21 protein-coding genes are annotated in these 24,977 nt (G+C 65.1%); 9 read left to right on the top strand and 12 right to left on the bottom strand.

What is annotated here, in order from left to right; translation table 11 throughout:
• Positions 1 to 121: 121 nt before the first annotated feature.
• From F8R15_RS04140 to F8R15_RS04115, 6 genes are all read right to left on the bottom strand, one after another.
• Positions 122 to 2,143 (bottom strand): M3 family metallopeptidase, encoded by a 2,022-nt coding sequence (locus tag F8R15_RS04140; protein WP_152843680.1) that lies wholly within the window; start codon positions 2,141 to 2,143, stop codon positions 122 to 124.
• A 37-nt stretch (positions 2,144 to 2,180) separates the two neighbouring features.
• Positions 2,181 to 3,245 carry a HesA/MoeB/ThiF family protein gene (locus tag F8R15_RS04135; RefSeq protein ID WP_152843679.1) on the bottom strand — a complete coding sequence of 355 codons (1,065 nt, stop codon included), beginning with the start codon at positions 3,243 to 3,245 and terminating at the stop codon, positions 2,181 to 2,183.
• Positions 3,246 to 3,248: 3 nt separating this feature from the next.
• The gene (gene dut / locus F8R15_RS04130) at positions 3,249 to 3,713 is read right to left on the bottom strand and encodes a dUTP diphosphatase (protein WP_368731004.1); all 465 of its coding nucleotides are present in this window, start codon (positions 3,711 to 3,713) and stop codon (positions 3,249 to 3,251) included.
• Between the two features lie 133 nt (positions 3,714 to 3,846).
• Positions 3,847 to 5,055 carry a bifunctional phosphopantothenoylcysteine decarboxylase/phosphopantothenate--cysteine ligase CoaBC gene (gene coaBC / locus F8R15_RS04125; RefSeq protein WP_152843678.1) on the bottom strand — a complete coding sequence of 403 codons (1,209 nt, stop codon included), beginning with the start codon at positions 5,053 to 5,055 and terminating at the stop codon, positions 3,847 to 3,849.
• 59 nt (positions 5,056 to 5,114) lie between these two features.
• The gene (locus F8R15_RS04120; RefSeq protein WP_152843677.1) at positions 5,115 to 5,927 is read right to left on the bottom strand and encodes a ChaN family lipoprotein; all 813 of its coding nucleotides are present in this window, start codon (positions 5,925 to 5,927) and stop codon (positions 5,115 to 5,117) included.
• Entirely contained in the window at positions 5,924 to 6,802 is an 879-nt protein-coding gene (locus F8R15_RS04115) for an RNA polymerase factor sigma-32 (RefSeq protein WP_152843676.1), read from the bottom strand. The genes F8R15_RS04120 and F8R15_RS04115 overlap by 4 nt, the downstream gene beginning before the upstream one ends.
• Before the next feature lie 468 nt (positions 6,803 to 7,270).
• Here F8R15_RS04115 and F8R15_RS04110 point away from each other — a divergent pair, with 468 nt between their 5' ends.
• Complete coding sequence (locus F8R15_RS04110) at positions 7,271 to 8,782, top strand: YifB family Mg chelatase-like AAA ATPase (protein ID WP_152843675.1); 1,512 nt, start codon at positions 7,271 to 7,273, stop codon at positions 8,780 to 8,782.
• Here the strand turns inward: F8R15_RS04110 and F8R15_RS04105 are convergent.
• From F8R15_RS04105 to rsmI, 4 genes are all read right to left on the bottom strand, one after another.
• A complete protein-coding gene (locus F8R15_RS04105) occupies positions 8,763 to 9,671 on the bottom strand; it encodes an alpha/beta hydrolase (RefSeq protein WP_152843674.1) in 909 nt (302 codons plus the stop codon). The genes F8R15_RS04110 and F8R15_RS04105 overlap by 20 nt on opposite strands.
• Position 9,672: 1 nt before the next feature.
• On the bottom strand, positions 9,673 to 10,614 hold the full coding sequence (gene gshB / locus F8R15_RS04100; protein ID WP_078600258.1) for a glutathione synthase: 942 nt from the start codon (positions 10,612 to 10,614) through the stop codon (positions 9,673 to 9,675).
• 73 nt (positions 10,615 to 10,687) lie between these two features.
• Complete coding sequence (locus tag F8R15_RS04095; protein ID WP_078604728.1) at positions 10,688 to 11,053, bottom strand: YraN family protein; 366 nt, start codon at positions 11,051 to 11,053, stop codon at positions 10,688 to 10,690.
• Positions 11,050 to 11,889, bottom strand: a complete 840-nt coding sequence (gene rsmI / locus F8R15_RS04090) for a 16S rRNA (cytidine(1402)-2'-O)-methyltransferase (RefSeq protein WP_253732381.1) — start codon at positions 11,887 to 11,889, stop codon at positions 11,050 to 11,052. The genes F8R15_RS04095 and rsmI overlap by 4 nt, the downstream gene beginning before the upstream one ends.
• A gap of 200 nt (positions 11,890 to 12,089) precedes the next feature.
• Between rsmI and F8R15_RS04085 the strand changes: the two genes are divergently transcribed.
• Genes F8R15_RS04085 through murJ form a run of 3 tightly spaced genes read left to right on the top strand, consistent with a single transcriptional unit; the run spans position 12,090 to position 17,641 of the window.
• Entirely contained in the window at positions 12,090 to 13,265 is a 1,176-nt protein-coding gene (locus F8R15_RS04085; protein ID WP_152843672.1) for a penicillin-binding protein activator, read from the top strand.
• A gap of 58 nt (positions 13,266 to 13,323) precedes the next feature.
• Entirely contained in the window at positions 13,324 to 16,086 is a 2,763-nt protein-coding gene (locus F8R15_RS04080; RefSeq protein ID WP_152843671.1) for a [protein-PII] uridylyltransferase, read from the top strand.
• Position 16,087: 1 nt separating this feature from the next.
• Entirely contained in the window at positions 16,088 to 17,641 is a 1,554-nt protein-coding gene (gene murJ / locus F8R15_RS04075; RefSeq protein ID WP_152843670.1) for a murein biosynthesis integral membrane protein MurJ, read from the top strand.
• 75 nt (positions 17,642 to 17,716) lie between these two features.
• On the opposite strand, the gene F8R15_RS04070 is transcribed toward murJ, so the two are convergent.
• On the bottom strand, positions 17,717 to 18,403 hold the full coding sequence (locus tag F8R15_RS04070; protein WP_078569921.1) for a rhomboid family intramembrane serine protease: 687 nt from the start codon (positions 18,401 to 18,403) through the stop codon (positions 17,717 to 17,719).
• A 127-nt stretch (positions 18,404 to 18,530) separates the two neighbouring features.
• Between F8R15_RS04070 and trpS the strand changes: the two genes are divergently transcribed.
• The 5 genes from trpS (at position 18,531) to F8R15_RS04045 (ending at position 24,472) form a co-directional block, all read left to right on the top strand.
• Positions 18,531 to 19,571, top strand: a complete 1,041-nt coding sequence (trpS, locus tag F8R15_RS04065; protein ID WP_152843669.1) for a tryptophan--tRNA ligase — start codon at positions 18,531 to 18,533, stop codon at positions 19,569 to 19,571.
• Between the two features lie 241 nt (positions 19,572 to 19,812).
• Positions 19,813 to 20,511: a type 1 glutamine amidotransferase gene (locus tag F8R15_RS04060; RefSeq protein ID WP_152843668.1), complete on the top strand. Its 699-nt coding sequence runs from the start codon at positions 19,813 to 19,815 to the stop codon at positions 20,509 to 20,511.
• 12 nt (positions 20,512 to 20,523) lie between these two features.
• Entirely contained in the window at positions 20,524 to 21,879 is a 1,356-nt protein-coding gene (locus F8R15_RS04055; RefSeq protein WP_152843859.1) for a glutamine synthetase family protein, read from the top strand.
• A gap of 4 nt (positions 21,880 to 21,883) precedes the next feature.
• Positions 21,884 to 23,185 (top strand): FAD-binding oxidoreductase, encoded by a 1,302-nt coding sequence (locus F8R15_RS04050; protein ID WP_152843667.1) that lies wholly within the window; start codon positions 21,884 to 21,886, stop codon positions 23,183 to 23,185.
• A 102-nt stretch (positions 23,186 to 23,287) separates the two neighbouring features.
• Positions 23,288 to 24,472 (top strand): DegT/DnrJ/EryC1/StrS aminotransferase family protein, encoded by a 1,185-nt coding sequence (locus F8R15_RS04045; protein WP_152843666.1) that lies wholly within the window; start codon positions 23,288 to 23,290, stop codon positions 24,470 to 24,472.
• 78 nt (positions 24,473 to 24,550) lie between these two features.
• On the opposite strand, the gene F8R15_RS04040 is transcribed toward F8R15_RS04045, so the two are convergent.
• Positions 24,551 to 24,970 (bottom strand): CoA-binding protein, encoded by a 420-nt coding sequence (locus F8R15_RS04040; protein WP_152843665.1) that lies wholly within the window; start codon positions 24,968 to 24,970, stop codon positions 24,551 to 24,553.
• Positions 24,971 to 24,977 lie beyond the last annotated feature (7 nt).

Below are 24,977 nucleotides of genomic sequence, written 5' to 3'. Positions count from 1 at the left end.
GGGGGCGCTGCCCCCACGGCTTGCGCCGCCCCCCGGGATATTTTGGCCAAGAGGAAGGCAGATCGTCCTGCTTCCAACTGCATTAAATATCCCCGCCGGAGGCTACGGCATCACCACCCGCTCAGGCGGCCGGATCAAGCAGCCCGCGGCCCTTGAGAAGCGGCTCCACCCCGGGCATCTTGCCCCGGAACTCGGTGTAAAGCTCCTCCGGCGGCCGCGAATTGCCTGCCGACAGCACGAAGCGTTCGAGCTTCGCCGCCGTTTCCGGATCGAACACGTCGCCTGCCTCCTCGAAGGCTTCGAACGCATCGGCATCCATCACCTCGGACCACATGTAGCTGTAATAACCAGAGGAATAGCCGTCGCCCGAGAAGACATGGGCGAAATGCGGCGTCGCGTGGCGCATCCGGATCGCATGCGGCATGCCGATCTCGCGCAGCACCTCGGCCTGTTTCGCCATCGGATCTTCGGGGGCTGCGCTCTCGTGGAAGGCCAGATCGACCAGCGCCGAGCCCAGATATTCCACCGTCGAGAAACCCTGATCGAAGGTGGCGGCCCCTTTCAGCTTCTCGCGCAGCTCCATCGGCATCGGCTCGCCGGTCTTGTAATGGCGCGCGTGTTTTTCCAGCGTCTCGGGCACGTCGAGCCAATGCTCGTAAAGCTGGCTCGGGAGTTCCACGAAATCGCGCGCGACCGAGGTGCCCGAGAGGAACTGATAGGTCACATCCGACAGCATCTGGTGCAGCGCATGGCCGAATTCATGGAACAGCGTGCGCGCGTCGTCATGGCTGAGCAGCGCCGGATCGCCCTTGGCAAAGTTGCACACATTGACCACGATCGGCACCGGCGCACCGCCCAGCTTGCGCTGTGAGCGCATCGCCGAGCACCACGCCCCCGAGCGTTTCGAGCCACGCGCGAAATAATCGCCCAGGAACACGGCCAGCACTTCGCCCCCGCGCGAGACTTCCCAGCCGCGCACGTCCGCGTGGTAGAACGGCCCGTCGATTTCCTTGAACTCCAGCCCGAAGAGGCGGTTCGCCGTGTCGAAGGCCGCCCCGATCATCGCGTCGAGTGACAGGTAGGGCTTGATCTGCCCCTCGTCGAAATCATGCTCGGCCACGCGACGTTTCTCGGCATAGTAGCGCCAGTCCCACGGCTCCAGATCGCCATTGATCCCGTCGGCATGCATCATCTCGGCCAGCTTCGCGGCATCCGCCTCAGCGGCGGCCTTCGCAGGCTCCCAGACGCGCATGAGAAGGCCGCGCACGGCCTCGGGCGTCTTGGCCATCTCGGGCTCCAGCTTGTAGGCGGCGAAGCTCTCGTACCCCAGAAGCTTCGCACGCTCCTCGCGCAGCTTCAGCACCTCGGCGGCGATCTCGCGATTGTCGGTCTCGCCGCCATTCGCCCCGCGCGAGGTCCAGGCCTCGTAGGCAATCCGCCGCAATTCGCGATTGGGCGAGAATTGCAGGAAAGGCACGATCAGCGAGCGCGAGAGCGTCAGCACCGGGCCGTCCTGCCCGCGCTCCTTACCCGCCGCGCGGGCAGTGTCGATCACGAAGTCAGGCAAACCTTCCAGCTCGTCCTCGGCCAGCGGGCGGAACCAGCCGCTCTCGTCGGCCAGCAGGTTCTGACTGAACTGCGTGGTGATCGAGGCGAAGCGCTGCTTGATCTCACGCATCCGTTCGGCCGCGTCCCCTTCCAGCGCCGCGCCCGACCGGGTGAACATCTGGTAATATTGCTCCAGAAGCCGCGCTTGCTCCGGGCCAAGTCCAAGACTCTCGCGGCTCTGCCAAAGCGTATCGATCCGGGCGAACAGCGCGGTGTTCATCGTGATCTCGGAGGAAAACGCGGCGAGCTTCGGCGCCAGATCGCGCATCAGCTCCTGCCGCGCTGACGTCGCATCGGCACCGGCGAGGTTGTAGAACACGCCCGCGACCTTCTCGAGCGCCTCTTCCGCCAGCTCCATCGCCTCGATCGTATTGGCGAATGTCGGGGCGTCGGGCGAGTCCGCGATCGCCGCGATATTGGCACGCGCCTCGGCCAGCGCCGCGTCGAACGCAGGCGCAAAATCGGCGTCGGAAATTTGCGCGAAGGGCGGGAGTTCGTAGGGGCCGGTCCAGTCGGCGAGAAGCGGGTTGGTCATGGCGGGTCTCCTTTGCATCGCAAGCTAGGGCGCGTGCTCAGGATTGACCATCCCCCGCCCCGTGAACTTCTCCGCAAACCGCGCAATCGGCACGCCGTTTCACGCCGAACTGACGGCTCTCGCCCCAGAGCGCATCATAGATCATCAGCCGCCCACGCGCGGATTGGCCCGCGCCGGTGATCTCCTTGATCGCCTCGGTCGCCATCATCGAGCCCACCACGCCCGGCAGCGCGCCCACCACGCCCGCCTCGGCACAGCTCGGCGCAAGCCCGGCGGCAGGCGCTTCGGGGAAGACGCAGGCATAGCAGGGCGCATCCTTCGCCGGATCGTACAGCGACAGCTGCCCTTCCCATTGCGTGATCGCGCCGGAAATCAGCGGCGTTCCGGTCGCCACGCAGGCCGCATTCACCAGATAGCGCGTGTCGAAATTGTCGGTCCCGTCGAGGACGAGGTCATACTCCGCGATCAGCCCTTCGGCATCCTCGGCGCTCAGGCGACGGTTATAGGGCAGCACCTCGATATGCGGGTTGAGCGCCAGCATCGCCTTTTGCGCGGAGAAGACCTTGGGCATCCCGAGATCGGCATCGCGATGGATCACCTGCCGCTGCAGGTTGGAATTCGAGACGATATCGTCATCGACGACGCCGATCCGCCCGACCCCGGCCGCGGCGAGATAGAGAAGCGCTGGCGAACCCAGCCCCCCGGCCCCAACCACCAGAACCTTTGCCTGCTTGAGACGCTTCTGCCCCGGCCCGCCGATCTCGCGCAGCATGATGTGGCGCGCATAGCGATCCAGTTCGGCCTCGGAAAAGCTGCCCGGTTTGGGCGCGGGCGCCTCGGGCTCCTTCGCCTCGGCCTTCGCGCGGATCGCCCCGAGCATCCGGCGATAGATCATGACCAGCGCGACGACGACGCCGAGGCCGATCCAACCCGCAAGCGAACCGCCCAGAACGCGCCCCAACGGCCCGAACCCGGGGATCGGCAGATGCGCGATCACCAAGGCCGCCCAGATCAGCACGAGCATCCCGAAGATCGCACGCGCCGAAGCCTTGAGCACCAGCCCGAGCCCCACGATCGCCGCCATCAGAACCAGTCCGAGCATCGCTCAGACCTTCCCGGTCGAGCCGAACCCGCCTGCGCCCCGCGCGGTGTCGCCCAGAGCGTCCGTGACCTCGAAGCGCGCCTGCACCACCGGGGCGACGATCGCCTGCGCGATGCGGGCACCATGCTCGATCAGGTAGGGCTCGGTGCCGAGATTGATCAGCAGCACCCCAAGCGGCCCGCGATAATCGGCGTCGATCGTGCCGGGCGTGTTGGGCAGGCTGATCCCGTGTTTCAGCGCCAGCCCCGAGCGCGGCCGGATCTGCATCTCGAACCCTTCGGGAATCTCGACGCGCAGCCCCGTCGGGATAATCGCGCGCTGCATCGGGGCGAGCGTGATGCCGCCCTCGCGATCCTCGGCGGTGAGATTGGCGCGCAGATCAGCCCCGGCGGCGCCGTGGGTCTCGTAGCGCGGCAGCGCAATCTCGGGATCGGCCCAGTCTTCGCGCAGAACCTTGATGATCGGTATGCTCACGTGTCCCTCTCCTGCCCGATGTCGCGCGGGCGTCAAATGCTGATGCCTCCGGCGGGGATATTTGGACCAAGCCGAAAGAGGCGCGCTTCGTTTCGGCTTGGTCCAAATATCCCCCGCGGAGCGTCCCTCAGGCGCCAGCCGCGCCCAAGCTTCGTGCGATGCGCGCAGCCAACCGCCGCGCGACCTCTTGCTTGTCCATCCGGTCCCAGCTTTCCGCGCCGGTCTCGTCGATTATCGTCACCGCGTTCTCGGTCCCGCCCATGATCCCGGTCGCGGGGCTCACGTCATTGGCGACGATCCAGTCGCAGCCCTTGCGGGCGCGTTTGTCGGCCGCGAACCGCGCGACGTCATGGGTCTCGGCGGCGAAGCCCACCACTAGACCCGGCCGCCCTTCGCCCATCTTCGAGACGGTGGCGAGGATGTCGGGGTTCTCGGCGAATTCGAGCGCGGGCGGCGCGCCGGTGCCGTCCTTCTTCATCTTCCGCTCGGCCGCGTTCGCCACACGCCAATCGGCCACGGCGGCAGCGAAGATCGCGGCCTCAGCGGGCAGCGCGGTCTGCACCGCGTCCAGCATCTCGCGCGCGGTCTCGACCTTGATCACCCGCACGCCCGCAGGCGGCGCGATCGTCGCGGGACCGGTGACGAAGGTGACAGTCGCGCCGAGGTCCCGCAGCGCCGCGGCAATCGCCGTGCCCTGTGCGCCCGACGAGCGGTTCGCGATATAGCGCACCGGGTCGATCGGCTCATGGGTGGGCCCGGACGTCACGAGGACATGGCGGCCCTTTAGAGGACCGTCCGACAGCGCGGCGTCGATGGCGGCGAGGATTGCCTCGGGTTCGATCATCCGGCCCTCGCCGAACTCGCCACAGGCCATGTCGCCCTCGGTCGGGCCAGCAAAGATCACGCCATCGGATTTCAGCGTCGCGATATTGCGCTGCGTTGCCGGGTGCTCCCACATCCGCACATTCATCGCAGGCGCGATCAGCACGCGCTTGTCGGTCGCCAGCAGCAAGGTCGAGGCGAGGTCATTGGCCAGACCTTGCGCCATCTTCGCCATCAGATCGGCGGTGGCGGCCACGACGACTACCAGATCGGCGGCACGCGACAGCTGAATATGACCGATCTCGGACTCATGCGTCAGATCGAAGAGGTCGGAATGAACCGCCTCGCCCGCGAGCGAGGAGACGGTGAGCGGCGTCACGAACTCAGCCCCGGCCTTGGTCAGGACCGGGCTCACCGAGGCCCCCGCCCCGCGCAGCAAACGGATCAGCTCGGGTGCCTTGAAGGCTGCGATACCGCCGCCGATGATCAACAGGATGCGTTTGCCCGCAAGCATTTGCCTCTCCGTGAAACTCTCTCAGATGGTCTAAGCGCCGGGGCGCATTGGCGCAAGGATCACTTGAACGCGGCGCAGGGATCGGCGCGCTCGGTCGGGGGCGTGATGATCCAGTCATCAAAGGGCTGCTTGCCGGGATCGGTGCCCGGCTCCGCCTCGATCTGACCGATCGCCACGACCTTCGCGTCCGGGTCGGCTTTGCGCAGAAGCGCGGGCACGGCGAGGTCGGTCTTCGCATGGCCAGATCCGGTGATGACCGCGACCGGCCCGCCGGTCTCCTTCAGCGCCTCGAGCGCCACCCGCGCGAAGGCCGCATCGCGGAAGCGTTGCGCCGCGACCATGCCGGGCAGCAGATCGGGCGGCAGCGCGTTGCAGTGATCCTCTTGCGACTCCGCTTCCAGCTTGGCCTGCAGGTCTTCTGGATAGGCTTGATCGAGCCCGTAGCGTGCGGCGTCCTTTCCGAACACTTCCGGCAGCGGCTTGGTCATCGCGGCGCGTACGGTCTCGCGCGGCTGCGCGGCGCCATAGACCTTGGCATCGCCCAAAGCTGCGAAAATCAGATAGTAGATTGCGAAATCGGGCCAGCCCGAATTGTCCCAGTCCAGCGCCTTTTCCAACGCGCCCTCATCCTTCAAAAGCGCCGGCGTGATCTTCGCCGCCTGCTCGGGCGTCAATTGCTCGAACACCACGGCGGTTGGCTTCAGCGCCTTGATCGCACGCGCCTGATTGAGGTGATGGGTCGGGTTGTCGTGAATCTCTCCCAGAACGACAATATCGCCCGACAGCGTATCCAGCTGGGCGGGCGATATTTCCGCACCAAAGGCGGGACTTGTCAGAGACAGCAGGCAGAGCGCGGCAAGAAACTTCTTCATACGAAGAAGCTTTGCACCTCGCCCTGATGGGTTTCAAGCGATTTGCGCATCTTGCCGAAAGCCTGCGCTTCGAGCTGACGAATACGCTCTTTCGAAAGCCCCAACTCTTCACCGAGGCTTTCCAAAGTGCGCGGATCTTCGATCAGACGACGCTCGCGGACGATATAGGCTTCGCGGTCTGTCAGACGGCCCATCGCCTCGCCCAGCCAGACTTTCATCGTCTGACCGTCATGGCTGTCGGCCACGGTTTCCTCAGGGCTCGCGCCGTCATCTTCCAGCGTATCGACCCATTCGCGGCCTTCGTCTTCGCTGGACTGCGTGGCATTGAGCGAGAAGTCGGACCCGGACAGGCGGCCCTCCATCATCTCGACATCTGCGAGCGGCACGCCGATCACTTCGGCCACGCGCTGACGCAGCTGCATCGCATCGAGCTGTTCGCCCTCTTGCTGCGCTTCGCGGGTCAGCTGAGCCTGAACGCGGCGCATGTTGAAGAACAGCGCTTTTTGCGAAGAGGTGGACCCGGTGCGCACCATCGACCAGTTGCGCATCACGAATTCCTGGATCGAGGCTTTTATCCACCACACCGCGTAGGTCGAGAACCGCACGCCGCGTTCCGGGTCGAACTTGTCGGCGGCTTTCATCAGACCAAGTGAGGCTTCTTGGATCAGATCGTTCATGGGCGCGCCGTAGCGGCGGAACTTCGAGGCCATCGAGATCGCGAGGCGCATGTAGGCCGTCACAAGCCGGTGCAGCGCCTGTTCGTCCCTATTATCGCGCCACGCTCGCGCCAGTTCTGCTTCGGTTTCTGCATCCAGGAACTCTGCCCGCATTGCTTGGCGTGGCAGGGTTTCATCGGTCATACCATCGAGTGCCATTTACAATCTCCCTGGGGTGTCCAGCCCAAACCGGCGCAACCTTGAATTGGGTGGCTGCTTTGCCCACCCAATGCGAATGACATGTTTTGGTTCCTCACGGAAATGTTGAATTTTGCCTGAAACTTTGTGCGCGTGGCGCACTTGACGACGTTTTCAAGCGAAAAATGGAAGAAATTCATGCCGCTACGGGAAGGCCATCACTCCTTCTTGAGCACCGCATATCATAAGCGTGCTCACGGACACTTGAGCGGCTGTAACGCAACATGTTGATCTTGTGCGCGAAACTGAAGCGATGGCTGTGCAGATATGCAGGAATTGCACCTTTATCCCTCTATTTCCACTGATGTTTCGAGCGGCGCATTCGTCTCCGAGTCGAGGGGCGAAGGATGCGGCTCCTGTCCCTACACCCGTTAACCATTCCTAAACCACGGCTGCGCTACCCCTCGGGGAAGAGGCGCAGGAGAGCCGATGGTCAGCCAGAGCTATACGGTCGCGTTCGAGGGGGTGGAGGCCCGCCTCGTGGAGGTGCAATGCGCGCTCTCCGAAGGCATGCCCGGCTTCGCGGTCGTCGGCCTGCCCGACAAGGCCGTGTCCGAGGCGCGCGAACGGGTGCGCGCGGCGCTCGGCGCGCTGGGGATCGCGCTGCCGATGCAGAAGATCACCGTGAACCTCTCGCCTGCAGACCTGCCGAAAGAGGGCTCGCATTTCGACCTGCCCATCGCGCTGGCGCTGCTGGGCGCGATCGGGGTCGTGCCGCGCGACCGGATCGAGGCGCTGGTCGCCGTGGGGGAGCTGTCGCTCGACGGGCGGCTCCTGCCGGTCACGGGTGCCCTGCCCGCTGCGATGGCGGCCGCCGCGCAGGACAAGGGGCTGATCTGCCCGAAGGGCTCGGGCGCAGAGGCGGCCTGGGTCGGCGCGGCCGAGGTGACGGCGCCGGAGACGCTCGGCGCCGCAATCGACCACCTCAGCGGTCGCCTGCCGCTGGAGCCCGCCCGTCCGGGTCTCGTCCGCGACGCGCCGCATCCGCGCGACCTGCGTGATGTGAAGGGTCAGGAGCGAGCCAAACGCGCGCTGGAGATCGCCGCTGCCGGTCGCCACCACCTGATGATGATCGGCACGCCCGGCTCGGGCAAATCCATGCTGGCCGCGCGCCTGCCCTCGATCCTGCCCGAAATGCGCCCCGAGGAGATGCTGGAAACCTCGATGATCCAATCGCTGTCGGGGCTGCTGGCCGAGGGTGGCATCTCGCGCACCCGTCCCTTTCGCGAGCCGCATCACACCGCTTCGATGGCCGCGATGATCGGCGGCGGGCGTGGCGCCCGCCCCGGCGAAGTCAGCCTCGCCCATAACGGCGTGCTGTTCATGGACGAATTCCCCGAATTCCCCCGCGCCGTGCTGGAAACCCTGCGCCAGCCGATCGAGACCGGCGAGGTCGTCGTCTCACGCGCCAATGCTCATACGCGCTACCCCTGCCGCTTCCTGCTGATCGCGGCGGCGAACCCATGCAAATGCGGATATCTCGGCGATGCCGAGCGCGCCTGCGCCCGCGCGCCCGGTTGCGGCGACGACTATCTGGGGCGGATTTCAGGACCTCTGATGGATCGGTTCGACCTGCGCATCGAGGTGCCCCCGGTGCGCTACGCTGATCTCGATCTGCCAGCCTCCGGCGACAGCTCCGCCGAAGTCGCGGCCCGCGTCGCGGAAGCGCGCGAGCGGCAGGCCCAGCGCTTCGCGGATCACCCCGCAATTCGCGTCAATGCCGAAGCCGAAGGGCAGCTACTGGAAGACATCGCGACGCCGGATGCGCAGGGGCGAGATTTACTGGCCCGGATGGCGGAGCGGGTCGGACTGTCGGCGCGCGGCTACCACCGGGTTCTTCGGGTCGCGCGCACCATCGCCGATCTCGACCATGCCGAGCACGTGCGCCAGCCTCATATCGCCGAAGCGTTGAGCTATCGGCTCAGCGCCGTGGCAGGTTGAGCATCCGGCGCGCCGCCGCCGCCGCATCCTCCAGTGCCTCGCGCGCCTCGGGCACCCTACCGTCGAAGAATTGCCAGACATGCGGCGCGTCGGGCCAGCTTTGCACCGTGACATCCGCGTCGAAACTGCGCAGCCGCTCTGCCATGCGCAGCGCATCGTCGCTCAGAATCTCCCCCATCGAATGCTGGATCAGCACTGGGGGCGGATCGGGGAACTCCGCGAAAAGCGGTGAAAAGCGCGGATCGCGCGCGTCATGCCCGCGCAGCACCATCTCGCAGGTATCGCCAAGCCGTTCGACCGGCAGCATCGCGTCTTTCGCGGCATTGACGCGGAGGCTCTCGCCCGAACAGGTCAGGTCCGTCCACGGGCAGAAGGTAATCGCCCCGGCAGGCGGCGTGCCGCGCTGGCACAGGACGCTCAGAAGCGCCAGTGTCAGACCGCCGCCCGCGCTGTCGCCCGCGATCACGATCGCGCCCGGGTCGTACCCCATCTCCACCAGCGCATCGAAAGCTGCGGTCGCATCCTCGAGCGCCGCACCGACCGGCGCCTCGGGCGCGAGGCGGTAATCCGGCACGACCACCTCGAGACCGCTCAGCTTCGCCAAGCGCCCCGCCAGCCCGCGATACATCCACGGGGAGCCGGTGACGTAACCGCCGCCATGAAGATAGAGAATGATGCGCCCGACCGAGGACCGCCCCGCGCGCAGCGACAGCGCATTGCGCCCGGCCAGCTTGGTCGGCAGACGGCAGAGCCCGGTCGGCTCGCGCACGACCCAGCTGGCCAATCTCTCCGTCGCGCGCCGCGTTTGCGCAGCCCCGTGGAACCGTCGCACCATCGGTTTCGCGATGCTGTGCAGCCAAAGATTGAGAAAGACCAGCCGGATCGACATATCAGCTCCGTTTCGCTTCGATCGCCTCCCAGATGCGGGCGGTGATATTTACGCCGTCGAACCGCTCAAGCTCCTGAATGCCCGTCGGCGAAGTGACGTTGATTTCGGTCAGCCAGTCGCCGATCACGTCGATACCAACGAAAATCTGACCCTTCTCACGCAGATACGGGCCGATCCGCTCGCAGATTTCGCGATCACGCGCGGTCAGCTCGACTTTCTCGGGCCGTCCACCGACATGCATGTTCGACCGCGTCTCGCCCGCAGCCGGCACCCGGTTGATCGCGCCCACCGGCTCGCCATCGACGAGAATGATCCGCTTGTCGCCCTTCGAAACGGCAGGCAGGAATTTCTGCGCGATCAGAGGCTCGTTGTTGATGCCGATGAACAGCTCGTGCAGCGACGACAGGTTGCGATCGTTCGGATCGAGCCGGAACACTCCCGCCCCGCCATTGCCGTAGAGCGGCTTGAGAATGATATCGCCATGCTCCGCCTTGAAGGCACGAATGGCCTCCAGATCGCGCGCGATCAATGTCGGCGGCGTCAGGTCAGGGAAATCCAGAACGAGAAGCTTCTCGGGCGAATTACGGACCCAGAACGGATCGTTGACGACCAGCGTCTCGGGATGAATCCGCTCCAATAGATGGGTCGTCGTGATATAGCCCATATCGAAGGGCGGGTCCTGCCGCAGCCAAACCACATCCCAGTCGCCCAGATCGACCTCGGTCTCTTCGCCCAGCGTGAAGTGGTTGCCCTTCTCACGCCGCACCACCAGAGGCCAGCCACGTGCATAGACGTGCCCCTCGCGGTAGATCAGGCGGCCCGGCGTGTAGTAGAAAAGCTCGTGCCCACGCGCCTGCGCCTCTTCGGCGATCCTAAACGTGCTGTCAGCCTCGATATTGACCGCTTCGATCGGATCCATCTGGATCGCAACTTTCAATCCCATCCGCGCCCCCTCATTAGACTGCAATCTTGATGCAATGTGGCGCGTCTGGATGCAACCTCAACCCACGGGCCGGTCACATTCCGAAATAGGCGTTCTCCAGCACCTTGATCTCCCCGATCTCATTGACCAGAGCGAGATCGAACCGGACCTTGCGATTGCAGTTTGCCGGAGCGGGATGTCGCATCAGGTATTCTTCGACCGAAATGCATATCCGGCGCATCTGGCGCTGCGAGAGACGTTCCGCGGCGCGGGCATGGCTGCGCGATTTCTTCACCTCGACGAAGATCAGGGTATCGCCATCGCGGGCGATCAGATCGATTTCACCGCCATATTTGCCCCGCCAACGATGTTCCGAGACCGCGCGCCCTGCCCGCTCGTAATGCAGCATCACCTGCTCTTCGGCGGCGAGACCCGAATGATACGACAGCGATCCACTCATCTCTTTTTCTCCATGGCCAAAGCGGCCTGATAGACCTTGCGCCGCGGCAACCCGGTCGCCCCTGCGACAGCATCGACCGCGTCGCGAAGCGACTCCCGATCAAGCGCGGCGCTCAACCGCCGCTCCAGCTCCGCGTCGTCGATCTCGACCGCGTGCGGCCTGTCGACCACGACGACGATCTCGCCCTTGACCGGCGCCTCGGCCACGCTTTCCGCAAGCTCTTCCAGCGTTCCCCGGCGGACCTCTTCGAAGCGTTTCGTCAACTCCCGGCACAGCGCCGCTTGTCTCTCTTTTCCCAGACTATGGGCCGCGTCAGCTAACATTTCCCTAATGCGTTTGGGGCTTTCATAGAAAACCAGCGTCGCCGGAATTTCCTTGAATTCCGCGAGCCAGTTGCGTCGCGCGCCTTTGCTGTTCGGGGCAAACCCCGCGAAGAGGAAGCGATCCGTCGGCAGGCCCGACAGGGTCAGCGCCGTCAGCACCGCCGAGGGGCCCGGCGCGCTATAGAGCGGCAGCCCGGCTTCGATCACCGCGCGGCCAAGCTGATAGCCCGGATCGGCGACCAGCGGCGTGCCCGCCTCGGAGGCGTAGACCACCGATTTCCCCGCCTCCAGGGCTGCGAGGATTTTCGGGCGCATCGCGGCGCCGTTATGGTCATGATAGGCGAGCACCTGACGCCCGTTCAGCGGCACGCCGTGGATCTCCATCAGGTGCCGCAGGCTGCGCGTATCCTCGGCCGCCAGAACGTCGGCTGCGCGCAGCATGTCGAGGGCGCGCAGGGTTATGTCGCGGGCGGCTCCGATGGGTGTGGCAATGAAATGAAGCCCCGGGCTCAACGGCGCCGGAACACTCTTGGTTCCCTTATTTTCCGCGCTTGCATCAGATACAACACCCTCGCCCATCGCCCGCCTCATCACTTGTGTGGAACGTTTACTTCACGCCTGCTTGTGCGTAGTCTCAACCGCGTCATTTCCTCGCGGTTCGCAGGCGTTGCTTCAGTGCCCGGACCGGACGCCAACGCCCAAAAGGACGTATCATGTTTAATCTCATTCGTAACCCCCGCGCCCTCGCCGCGCGAATCGCAGCCCTCCTCGCGCTGGTCTGGCTTGCGGCCTGTCAGCCGGGGCCGATGGGCAATTCCGGTCAGAAGATCGACACCAGCGCACCGGTCAAGGTGGCGCTTCTGGTTCCGGCCGGGTCCGGCAACGCTGGCGATGAGACGCTCGCGCGGGCGCTGCAGAATGCGGCAAATCTCGCGATTCAGGATCTGCAAGGCGCACGGATCGACCTGCAGGTCTACAACACCGCCGGCAATCCGCAGCAAGCGGCCGCGATGGCCACCAGGGCCGCCGACGAGGGCGCCAAGATCATCCTCGGCCCGGTCTATGCGCAATCGGCGAATGCCGCAGGTCTCGCGGTCGCCTCGCGCAACATCAACGTGCTTGCGTTCTCGAACAACACCAACGTCGCGGGCGGCAACGTCTTCGTGCTCGGCCCGACCTTCCAGAACACCGCCAACCGCCTCGTGAGCTTCGCCGCACGTCAGGGCAAGAAGCGGATCATGGTCGTGCATGAGCAGACCACTGCGGGCGAGATCGGCGCACAGGCGATCCAGACCGCGGTCGCACGGTCGGGCGCTTCGCTTGCAGGCGTGGCCTCCTACCCGTTCTCGCAGCAGGGCGTGGTCGACGCGACGCCGCAGATCGCAAGCCGCGTGAAGTCCGGTGATGTCGATGCGCTGTTCCTGACGGCCGATACCGCAGGCGCGCTCCCGCTGCTCACGCAGCTGATGGGCGAGCAAGGCGTGACCCCGCAGATGACACAATATATCGGCCTGACCCGCTGGGATATTCCGCCGGCGACGCTGTCGCTGCCGGGCACTCAGGGCGGCTGGTTCGCCGAGCCCGATCCGGCGCTGCAACAGCAGTTCGTCTCGCGCTACAGCGCCGCTTACGGCCAAGCTCCCCACCCGATCGCAGGCCTCGCCTATGACGGGATCGCGGCCATCGGCGCGCTGGTGAAGTCCGGCAATCCGAGCGCGCTGACCAAGCAGGGCCTGACCCAGCGTTCGGGCTTCGTGGGCGTCAACGGCGTCTTCCGCTTCCTGCCCGACGGCACCAACGAACGGGCGCTCGCCGTGGCGCAGGTCCGCAACGGCCAGGCGGTCGTGATCGACCCGGCGCCGCGCAACTTCGGCGGCTTCGGGTTCTGACCCGGACCGCCTTCAAACGAAAGGGCCCGTCAAGGGACAAGACTGCGCAGTGACCAGCATGACAGACCCCGCCCCGGCATCGACCGGGGCGCCCCTCCTTCTAAATCAACAGCGTTTGTTCGAGGCGCTCGACGCAGCGACTTCTGACATGCGCGACCCGAAGGACATCCGGGCCGCGACGGTGACCTTCCTCTCCGAGGAGCGCCGCGCCGCCGCCGCCGCGATCGAGGCCGATTTCGAAACCCATCCGCGCGCCGCGCGCGACACGGTCGAAGCCTATGCCGAGATGACCGACGGCATCGTCCGGTCTGTGCTGCGCATCGCGACGCAGCGTTTGCACCCTAGTGGCATCCGTACCGAGGCGGAGCGTTTCGCGGTGCTCGCCGTGGGCGGTTACGGTCGCGCCGAGATGGCACCGCATTCCGATGTCGATCTGCTCTTTCTCACCCCCTACAAGGTGACCCCCTGGGCCGAGAGCGTCATCGAGTCGATGCTCTACATGCTTTGGGATCTGAAGCTGAAGGTGGGGCATTCGTCTCGCACGCTCGACGACTGCATCCGGCTCGGGCGCGAAGACATCACGATCCGCACTGCCCTTCTCGAACATCGCTGCGTGGGCGGCGACGAGAAGCTGGCCGAGGCGCTGTCGCTTCGCCTTCGTCACGATCTGTTCGAGGGCAGCGAGGCGGAGTTCATCGAGGCTAAGCTGGAGGAACGCTCGCAACGCCACCGCCGTCAGGGCGGGCAGCGCTACGTGCTCGAACCCAATGTCAAAGAGGGCAAGGGCGGGTTGCGCGACCTGCAGACCCTCTACTGGATCGGCAAATATATCCATCACGTGGGTCGCGCCCGCGAATTGATGAAGATCGGCGCCTTCTCCCCCGAGGAATACGAGACCTTCCACGAGGCCGAGAACTACCTCTGGGCGGTGCGCTGCCACCTGCATCTGATCTCGGGCCGCGCCTCGGATCAGCTGACCTTCGACATGCAGGTCGAGGTGGCCGAGCGCATGGGCTATCGCGATCTGGCGGGCCGCCGCGCGGTCGAGGTCTTCATGCAGGATTACTTCCGCCACGCGACCGCCGTGGGCGACGTGACCCGCATCTTCCTGACGAAGCTCGAAGCGCAGCACGTCAAAAGCGCGCCGATGCTGCAGCGGATTTTCCGCCGTCGGCGCAAGCTGAAAGCGCCCTACTCCGAAGAGAACGGCCGCATAAATGTCGCCGACGAGAAGGCGTTCCTCTCCGATCCGGTGAACCTGCTGCGGCTGTTCGAAGAAGGGCTGCGCTCGGGGATGCTGATCCACCCCGACGCGATGCGGCTTGTTTCGGCCAATCTCGACCTGATCGACGACAAGGTGCGCAACAACCGCGAGGCGCAGCGCATCTTCCTCGATCTGCTGCTCAAGCATGGCAACCCGGAGCGCGCGCTGCGGCGGATGAACGAGCTGGGCGTGCTGGCCGCCTTCATCCCTGAATTCGAGCCGATCGTCGCGATGATGCAGTTCAACATGTATCACAGCTACACGGTGGACGAGCACACAATTCAGGTCGTCTCGACGCTGGCGCAGATCGAGCGCGGCGAACTAGTCGAGGATCTGCCGCTGTCGTCGCACATCCTCGAAGAAGGCATCAACCGCAAAGTCCTCTATGTCGCGCTGCTGGTGCATGACATCGGCAAGGGACGGCCCGAGGACCACTCGATCCTCGGTGCGAAGATCGCCCGCAAGGTCGCGCCGCGGCTGGGGCTGAACCAGGAGGATTCCGAGACCGTCGAATGGCTGGTGCGCCACCACCTTCTGATGTCCGACGTGGCGCAGAAACGCGATCTCTCGGACCCGCGCACCATCCGCGATTTCGCCAAGCGCGTGAAGTCGCGCAAGCGGCTCGACCTGCTGACCGTGCTGACCGTCTGCGACATTCGCGGCGTCGGCCCGAATGTCTGGAACAACTGGAAAGCCACCCTGCTGCGCAAGCTGCATTCCGAGACCGCGATGGCGCTGGAGCACGGGCTGGAAGCGGTCAATCGCGAACAGCGCACCGACGAAGCCAAACGCGCGTTGCGCGAGGTTCTGGAGGCGGATGACAACTGGGACAAGACACAGATCCGCGCCGAGCTGGCCCGGCACTACGCGCCCTATTGGCAGGCGCTCGCCACCATCAATCACGAGATCTTCGCGCGGTTGCTGCGCGATCTGGGCGATGACGAGATCCGCATCGACCTGCACCCCGACGACGATCACGACGCGACCCGTGTGAGCTTCGCGCTGGCCGATCACCCCGGCATCTTCTCGCGGCTCTCCGGCGCGCTGGCGCTGGTCGGCGCGAATGTGGTCGACGCGCGCACCTATACCTCGAAGGACGGCTATGCGACCGCCGTCTTCTGGGTGCAGGATGCCGAGGGCCACCCCTACGAGGCCTCGAAGCTGACCCGCCTGCGCGGCATGATCGAGAAGACGCTGAAAGGCGAGGTCGTCGCCCGCGAGGCGCTCAAGGATCGCGACAAGCTCAAGAAGCGTGAGCGCGAGTTCAAGTTCCCGACCCATATCACCATCGACAACGAAGGATCGGATATCTACACGATCATCGAAGTCGATACCCGCGACCGGCCCGGCCTTCTCTACGACCTGACCCGGGCGCTGGCGTCGAACAATATTTCGATCTCCTCGGCGGTGATCGCCACCTATGGCGCGCAGGTCGTGGACAGCTTCTATGTGAAAGACATGTTCGGCCTGAAACTGCATTCCAAACCCCGCCAGGAAGCGCTCGAGAAGAAGCTGATGGACGCCATCGCGTCGGGCGCGAAACGGGCGGGCAACTAATATGAAACCAATCCGGCTGGTGCGCGGCTTCCTCACGGTGGGCGGCTGGACCATGGCGAGCCGCATCCTCGGGTTCGCACGCGACATGATGATCGCGGCCTACCTGGGTGCGGGTCCGGTGGCCGAGGCCTTCCTCGTGGCCTTCTCGCTGCCCAACCTGTTCCGCCGCTTCTTCGCGGAGGGCGCGTTCAACACTGCCTTCATTCCGATCTTCTCGAAGAAGCTGGAGGGCGGAGAGAACGCGCAGGGCTTCGCACGCGAGGCGATGGGGGGATTGGCTTCGGTGCTAATCTTGCTGACGCTGGTGGCCTCGGCGGCGATGCCCTGGCTGGTGCTTGCGATGGCCTCGGGTTTCGCGGGCGATGAGCGGTTCACGATCGCCACGAGTTATGGCCGGATTGCCTTTCCCTATATCCTCTTCATCTCGCTGAGCGCGCTTCTGTCGGGCGTGCTGAATGCCGCAGGGCATTTCGCTGCCGCTGCAGCAGCGCCCGTGCTGCTGAACGTGACCTTCGTGATTGCGATGCTCATGGCCGATCAGGCGGGCTGGCCGGTGGGCGATGCGCTGGCCTGGGCCGTGCCGGTCGCGGGCGTGGCACAACTTGCGCTCGTCTGGGTCGCCGCATGGCGCGCGGGTTTCAAGATCATCCCGAAGCGCCCGCGCCTGTCGCCCGATATGAAACGCCTTGTCCGCATCGCGATCCCGGCGATGCTGGCGGGTGGCGTGGTCCAAATCAACCTGCTGGTGGGCCGTCAGGTCGCCTCGCATTTCGACGGCGCGATTGCGTGGCTGAACTATGCCGATCGGCTCTATCAATTGCCGCTGGGCGTGGTGGGCATCGCGATCGGCGTGGTGCTGCTGCCCGATCTGTCGCGCCGTTTGCGCGGCGGTGACACGGCTGGCAGCCGCTATTCCTTCTCGCGCGCTGGCGAATTCGCGCTCCTCTTCACCGTCGGCCCCGCCGTAGCGCTTCTGGTGGCGGCCCAGCCCATCGTCTCGGTCCTGTTCGAGCGCGGCCAGTTCACCCACGAGGACACGATCGCCACCGCCTGGGCCACCGCGATCTACGGGCTCGGCCTGCCTGCTTTCGTGCTGCAGAAAGTCCTGCAGCCTTTGTATTTCGCGCGCGAGAACACCCGCACGCCGTTCAACTACGCGCTGGTCGCGATGGTGGTGAACGCGGTGCTGGCGATCGGGCTGTCTTTCGTGATCGGCTATCTGGCCGCCGCGGTGGGTACGACGCTCGCCGCCTGGGCGATGGTTGCGCAGCTTTGGCTGGGCGCGCGTCCGATGGGAGAGGCCGCGAGCTTCGATCACCGTTTCTACCGCCGCCTGCCCCGCATCGTGATCGCGGCGCTGGTGATGGGGGCTGCGATCTGGGCGGTGACCTGGGCAGTGCCGGGCGCGTTCGCCGTGCCGGGCCTGCGCGCGCTGGCGCTGCTGGGGCTCGTGCTGTTCGGGATGGCCGTCTATTTCGGCACGGCTATCGCCATTGGCGCGATGCACATGGCCGATCTGAAAGGTGCGATGCGCCGCGGTCCGGGCGGGGCGTAAGGGGCTACTTTGGCGCGGGGCGACCAGCCCGGGCCGCGCCCGACCCTCCCCACGGGAGGGCGCGCCCCTAAGCCTTCACCGCCGCCGCAGCCGCTGCAACGTCCGCTGCATCCCGCCGGGCGCCACGAAGAAGCTCAACACGAAGCCCGCGACGAACCCGACGATATCCGCGATCCAGTCGGGCCGCGCGCCGAAGATCATCGCGAAGATCAGCTGAATGCCCATCAGCGCCCCGATCAACGAGAACGCCCGCAGCTGGTTCGCATTCTCCTGCCCCAGCCGCGTCCACAAGATCCACGTGAAGGCCCCGATCAGCCCGTAATCGCCCGGATAGCCGCCATAGAGCCCGATCTGCGTAAACGGCAGCGCCGCATAGACCAGCGCGCCAAGGATTGTCGCGCCGAAGAACACGACCGCCACGGCGAGCCCCGAGAAGATCTCGCCCACCATCTTGCCCAGCGCCAAGAGGAACACGAGCACGAAGATCGCCTGCGTCACCGAGGCATTCACAAACGGGTAGGTCAGAATGCGCATCATCTGCTCAGGCGGATATTGACCGGTTTCGAACATTGCGCGCATCACCTGCGGCGAGAAAGCGAATTTCTGCAGCGCGTCGAGCCGCCAGCCCGCCGCTTGCGCCCCGCCGATCAGCCCCGACTGGCCCATCGCGAAGAACAGCTCCGTCGCGATGATCGGCAGCGCCAACAGCCAGACCACTGGCGGCAGCGGGTTCATCGGGTGTTCGTCATAGCCGTCGCGCATATTGGTCTCCTGCTCGCGGGCTCAGTTGCGCCCTTTGCGCTTTAGCGATAAGCGAGCGGAGAGCGGATTTCCACCCCGGGAGATCCTCAATGGCGGGCTTCCACCCCCCGCAGATCAGGAGCATCAGATGAGCGAGCAAGCGCAACCCCTCAACGCCAATTTCAAACCGCGGATCTTCTCCGGCATCCAGCCCTCTGGCGGGCTGACGCTGGGCAACTACCTGGGCGCGCTCAAGCGCTTTGCCCAGAAGCAGGACGAAGGGATTGAGACGATCTACTGCCTCGTCGACCTGCACGCGATCACGGTCTGGCAGGAGCCCGACGCGCTGCGCCGCAACACTCGCGAAGCCGCCGCCGCCTTCATCGCCTCGGGCGTCGATCCGAAACGATCGATCCTGTTCAACCAAAGCCAGGTCTCGGCCCATGCCGAACTGGCCTGGGCGTTCAATTGCGTCGCGCGTCTGGGCTGGATGAACCGGATGACCCAGTTCAAGGACAAGGCAGGCAAGAATGCCGAGAAGGCCAGCCTCGGCCTCTACGCCTACCCCGCGCTGATGGCCGCCGATATTCTGCTGTATCATGCGACGATGGTGCCGGTGGGCGAGGATCAGAAGCAGCATGTGGAGCTGACCCGCGACATCGCCGCCAAGTTCAACCATGACTACAAGACCGAGTTCTTCCCCGCCCCCGAGCCGCTGATCGAAGGCGCCGCCACCCGCGTCATGTCCCTGCGCGACGGCACCAAGAAGATGTCGAAATCCGACCCGTCGGATGCGAGCCGCATCAACCTGACCGACGATGCCGACACGATCGCCAAGAAGATCCGCAAGGCCGTGACCGACCCCGAGCCCCTGCCCTCGGATCTCGACGGGCTCAAGGACCGGGCCGAAGCGCGCAACCTCGTGAACATCTACGCCGCGCTGGCCGACATGACGCCGACGCAGGTGCTGGGCGAATATGGCGGCGAGGGCTTCGGCAAGTTCAAACCGGCCCTGGCGGAACTGGCGGTCGCAAAGCTTGCGCCGATCTCGGACGAGATGACCCGGCTGATGAACGATCCCTCCGAGATCGACAGTATCCTCGGCGACGGCGCGAACCGGGCCGACGAGATCGCGCAGCCGATCCTGGGCAAGACGCTCGAGATCATGGGGATGGTCCGCTCGCGTTGAGCGCGGCACGGGGGCTCTGCCCCCCGTCGCCTTAGGGCAACAAGACTTAAGGGCGAGGGGGCTCTGCCCCCTCGGGCTTTCGCCCTCCCCCCGGGATATTTCAACCAAGCCGAAACGCATCTTCCTCTTGGCAGAAATATCCCGGGGGAGGCGCGGCACGCGCCGGGGGCAGCGCCCCCCCTTGTCGCCGCCCACGGCCCGCACTACGCTTCGGCAACAAGAGCTTACGAGCGGACCTCCCATGCGTATCGGCATCCTCCAAACCGGCCAATCCCCCGACGTTCTGCGCGACAAGGCGGGCGACTATCCTGACATGTTCGAAGCGCTGCTCGCCGGGCGCGGCCTCGAATTCCAGCGCTACGACGTCGAGCATATGCACTTCCCTGAAAGCGTGCATGACTGCGACGGCTGGCTGATCACCGGCTCGCGACACGGCGCCTATGAAGATCATCCTTTCATCAAGCCGCTTGAGGCGTTCATTCGCGACGCCCATGCCGAGAATGTCCCGATGGTGGGCATCTGTTTCGGCCATCAGATCATCGCGCAGGCGCTTGGCGGCAAGGTCGAGAAATTCTCCGGCGGCTGGGCCGTGGGCCCGCAGGATTACGATTTCGGTGGCGAGGTGATCGCGCTCAACGCGTGGCATCAGGATCAGGTGACCGAGCTGCCTCCGGGCGCGACCCCGATCGCGGGCAATGATTTCTGCGCCTACCCCGCGCTTGCCTATGGCGACACGATCTTTACCGTCCAGCCCCACCCCGAATTTCCCGACGCGTTCGTCGAAGGGTTGATGGACACACGCGGGCGCGGTGTCGTGCCCGATGACCTGATGCAGGCCGCCCGCACGCGGCTCGGGCAGCCCAACGGCGCGTCCCGGATTGCCGAGCGCATCGCCGATTTCTTCCTCAAGACAAGGGTGCCCGCGCACCCGGAAAGCTGACCGATGAGCGACATGAAGGACTGGACCGACCGTATTCCGCAGGCCGCACGCGATTACATCGAGGGTCGGCGTCTCGACGAGGTGGAGTGCATTGTCGCCGATATTGCAGGGGTCGCGCGCGGCAAGGCGATGCCCGCGTCTAAATTCAAGTTTCAGGATCGCTTCTTCCTGCCGAACTCGATCTTCCTGCAGACGATCACCGGCGAGTGGACGGACAACCCCTCGGGCGCTTTCACCGAACCGGACATGATCCTGACGCCCGATTTCTCGACCGCGACGGCCGCGCCGTGGACGGCGGACTGGACCTTGCAGATCATCCACGACGTCGAGGACCAGCAGGGCAATCCGGTGCCGATCGCACCGCGCAACGTCCTCAAACGCGTGCTCTCGCTCTATGAGGCCGAGGGCTGGACGCCCGTCGTCGCCCCCGAGATGGAATTCTTCCTCGTCGCGCGCAACGTCGACCCGAACCAGCCGATCATCCCGCCGATGGGACGCTCGGGTCGTCGAGCGGCCGCCAAGCAGGCCTATTCGATGTCGGCGGTCGATGAATACGGCAAGGTCATCGACGACATCTACGATTTCGCCGAACTTCAGGGCTTCGAGATCGACGGCATCTTGCAAGAGGGCGGCGCCGGGCAGATCGAGATCAACCTCGCCCATGGCGACCCGGTCGAACTGGCCGATCAGATTTTCTACTTCAAGCGCCTGATCCGCGAGGCCGCCCTGCGTCAGGATTGCTTCGCCACTTTCATGGCGAAACCGATCGAGGGCGAGCCGGGCTCGGCGATGCATATCCACCAATCGGTGATCGACACCAAGACCGGCCAGAACATCTTCTCCGACGAGAATGGCGGTGAGACGGAAGCCTTTCTGCATTGCATCGCGGGGCTTCAGACGCACCTGCCCGCGGTGATCGCGCTGCTGGCGCCTTACGTGAACAGCTATCGCCGCTATGTGCCGGATTTCGCAGCGCCCATAAATCTCGAATGGGGGCGCGACAACCGCACGACGGGCCTGCGGGTGCCGATCTCCGGCCCCGCCGCGCGACGGATCGAGAACCGTCTGGCGGGGATGGATTGCAACCCCTATCTCGGGCTCGCCGCCTCGCTCGCCTGCGCCTATCTGGGCCTCAAGGAAAAGCAGATGCCGAAGCCCGAATGCTTGGGCGATGCCTACATGTCCGCGGAGGACGTGCCGGTGAACCTGGGCGATGCGCTCGATCTGTTCTCGGAGAGCGCGCCGATCCGCGACGTGCTGGGGCCGGAATTCTGCGCCGTCTACGAGGCGGTCAAGCGCAACGAATACAAGGAATTCCTGCAGGTGATCTCGCCCTGGGAGCGCGAGCATCTGCTGATGAACGTGTGATGCGATGAACCTGCTCTTCGCCAATGACCGCAAGGGTGAGCACGCGCCGAGCTATTACGCAGCGACCGCGCTGACCGACAGGCGCTGGCCCGAGTTGAAGGGCCGCCACCGGGCGGATGTCTGCGTCGTGGGCGGCGGCTTCACCGGCCTGTCCGCGGCGCTGCATCTGGCGGAGAAGGGTTACTCGGTGCGGCTGCTCGAGGCCCATCGCGTGGGCTTCGGGGCGTCGGGACGCAATGGCGGACAGGTCGGCTCGGGCCAGCGGCTGGAGCAGGACGATCTGGAGAAAACCCACGGCCCCGAGATGGCGCGCAGGCTCTGGGATATCGGCGAAGACGCGAAGGCGCTGATCCGCGACCTGATCGCGCGGCACGAGATGCCGGTCACCTTCTATCCCGGCATCGCCCATGCCTGCCGGACGCAATCCGAGGTCGCGCATTCGCATCACATGGCAGAGAAACTGGCCCGCGATTACGGCTACGATCAGGTGGAGCCGCTCTCGCGCGATGCGCTGCACGCGATCCTGCCCTCGGAGGCCTATCTGGGTGGCGATATCGACCGCGGCGCGGGGCACCTGCATCCGCTGAACTTCGCCCAAGCCTTGGCGCTCGCCTGCGAGAAGGCGGGCGTGACGATCCACGAGGGCTCGCTCGTCCATCACATCCGCCCCGGCGAGCCGGTGCGCGTGCAGACCGAGCACGGCCATATTGACGCCGATCACCTGATCTTCGCGGCCAACGGCTATCTGGGAAACCTCGCCCCGCGCGTGGCCTCGCATGTGATGCCGATCAACAATTTCATCGTCGCGACAGAGCCGCTGGGGCCGCGCGTCGCCGAAGTGCTGCGCGAGAATATCGCCGTCGCGGACACGAAATTCGTGGTGAACTACTGGCGGCTCTCTGACGATAACCGCCTGCTGTTCGGTGGCGGCGAGAGCTATGGCTACAAGTTCCCCGACATCGTGCAGACCGTGCGCAAGCCGATGCTGGAGGTCTACCCCTCCCTTGCGGATGTGAAGATCGACTACGCTTGGGGCGGAACGCTCGCGATCACCCGCACCCGGATGCCCTATTTCGCGCGGCCTTTGAAAAACGCGCTCTCGGCCAGCGGGTTTTCCGGCCATGGCGTCGCGATGGGCACGATGGCGGGCAAGATCATGGCCGAGGCGGTGGCTGGCCAAGCCGAGCGCTTCGACCTGATGGCCGGGCTGAAAGTGCCGGGCTTCCCGGGCGGCTCGCTCCTGCGCAGCCCGCTTCTGGTCGCCGCGATGACGTGGTTCTCGATGCGCGACAAGCTGGGGATCTAGGCAAGCCGCCGCCGCCTCAAATTTGGTCATGAATTCTTCATTGGCGCAAAAAGCGGCATTCGTGTAAAGAAAAACTGAAAGTCAGTTTCAGGATATCTTGCCATGCCGCGTGACGGACAGACCGCCCCGAATTGCTACGACGCCGAGGCCATCCCCGAGGCCGCCCGAGCCGAGATCGAACGTCTCCTGACCAGCGGAGACCTGTTCCGCTACACCTCCGCGGACGCGCCGGTCGCCAAGCTGGAAGCCGAATTCGCCGAGTTCATGGGGGTGAAATATGCGGTCGCCGTGTCGTCGTGCTCGCAGGCGCTGTTCCTGTCGATGAAGGCGCTCGACCTGCCGCGCGGGGCACGCGTGCTGGTCCCGGCCTTCACCTTCGCCGCCGTCCCCTCCGCCATCGTCCATGCCGATTGCGTCCCGGTTTTGGTCGAAGTCGGCTCCAATTTCCGCATCGACCTCGACGATTTCCGCGCGAAATTCGACGACAGCATCGACGCGGTGATGATCTCGCATATGCGCGGCCACACCTCCGACATGGACGCGATCATGGAGCTGGCCGCCGAGAAGGACGTGCCGGTAATCGAAGACGCCGCACATTCGCTCGGCACGCTCTGGAACGGCAAGAAGATCGGCACGATCGGCAAGATCGGCTGCCTCTCCTTCCAGTCCTACAAGCTGATCAACGCAGGCGAAGGCGGCATCCTGCTGACCGACGATCCGGAACTCGCCGCCCGCGCGGTGATCATGTCGGGCGCCTACGAGCATAACTGGAAGAAGCATCCCGGCCTGCAGAACAGCTTCCATCACTGGCAAAACAAGCTGCCGCTTTATAACTGCCGGATGCAGAACCTCTCCGCCGCCGTCATCCGCCCGCAGATCGCGGAAGTGGAGCGCCGTGTGAACGATGGCCGCGCGAACCACGACTATGTCGCCGAGCGACTTAACACGAGCGACTGGCTCGACGTGCCGCCGCCGCTCGGCCCCGAAACCCGCGCCCCGGATTCGCTGCAGTTCAACCTCGCAGGCGATTGGTCCGACGACGAGGCCCGCAAGCTGCAATCGGAGGCCAAGGCCCGCGGTGTCAGCGTGCAGGTCTTCGGTCTCAGCCAAGACAACGCGCGCGCCTTCTGGAACTGGCAGTTCCTCGGTGACGTACCGGAGCTGCCGAAGACCCGCGCCATGCTGATGCGCGCCTGCGATACCCGCCTGCCCGCGCGGCTCAAGCAGCCCGATCTGGATTACATCGCCGATGCGATTCTGGAGGCAGTCATAGCGGTGAAGGGTTAAGGGGCGCTGCCCCCCCTTCGCTCTTGGAAAAATATCCTGGGGGTGAGGCCGACAGGCCGAGGGGGCAGAGCCCCCTATTCAACCCACCATCACGCGCGGATAGTCGATCTTCGGGCAGCGGTTCATCACGACCTTCACGCCCTGCCCGCGGGCTTTCTCGGCCGCCGCGTCATGGGACACGCCAAGCTGCATCCAGATCGTCTTGAGATGCGGCAGATGCGCCAAGGCCTCGTCTACGACCTCCGGCACCGCCTCGGAACGGCGAAACACGTCGACCATGTCCACAGCAATTTCGTCGGGGATCGCGCCGAGATCGGCATAGACCGTCTCGCCCAGTAATTCCTGCCCTGCAAGACCGGGGTTGACCGGGATCACGCGGTAGCCCTTGGACTGCAGGAACTGCGCGACTCCATAGGAGGGGCGCTCCGGCTTGTGGGACATGCCGACCACGGCGATCACCTTCGCATTGCCCAGAATGTCGCCAATCTCGTCTTGCATCTGAAAC

Source organism: Thioclava sp. JE_KL1 (assembly GCF_009296265.1).
GTDB lineage: Bacteria > Pseudomonadota > Alphaproteobacteria > Rhodobacterales > Rhodobacteraceae > Thioclava.
This window is presented reverse-complemented; position numbering and strand designations above follow the sequence as displayed.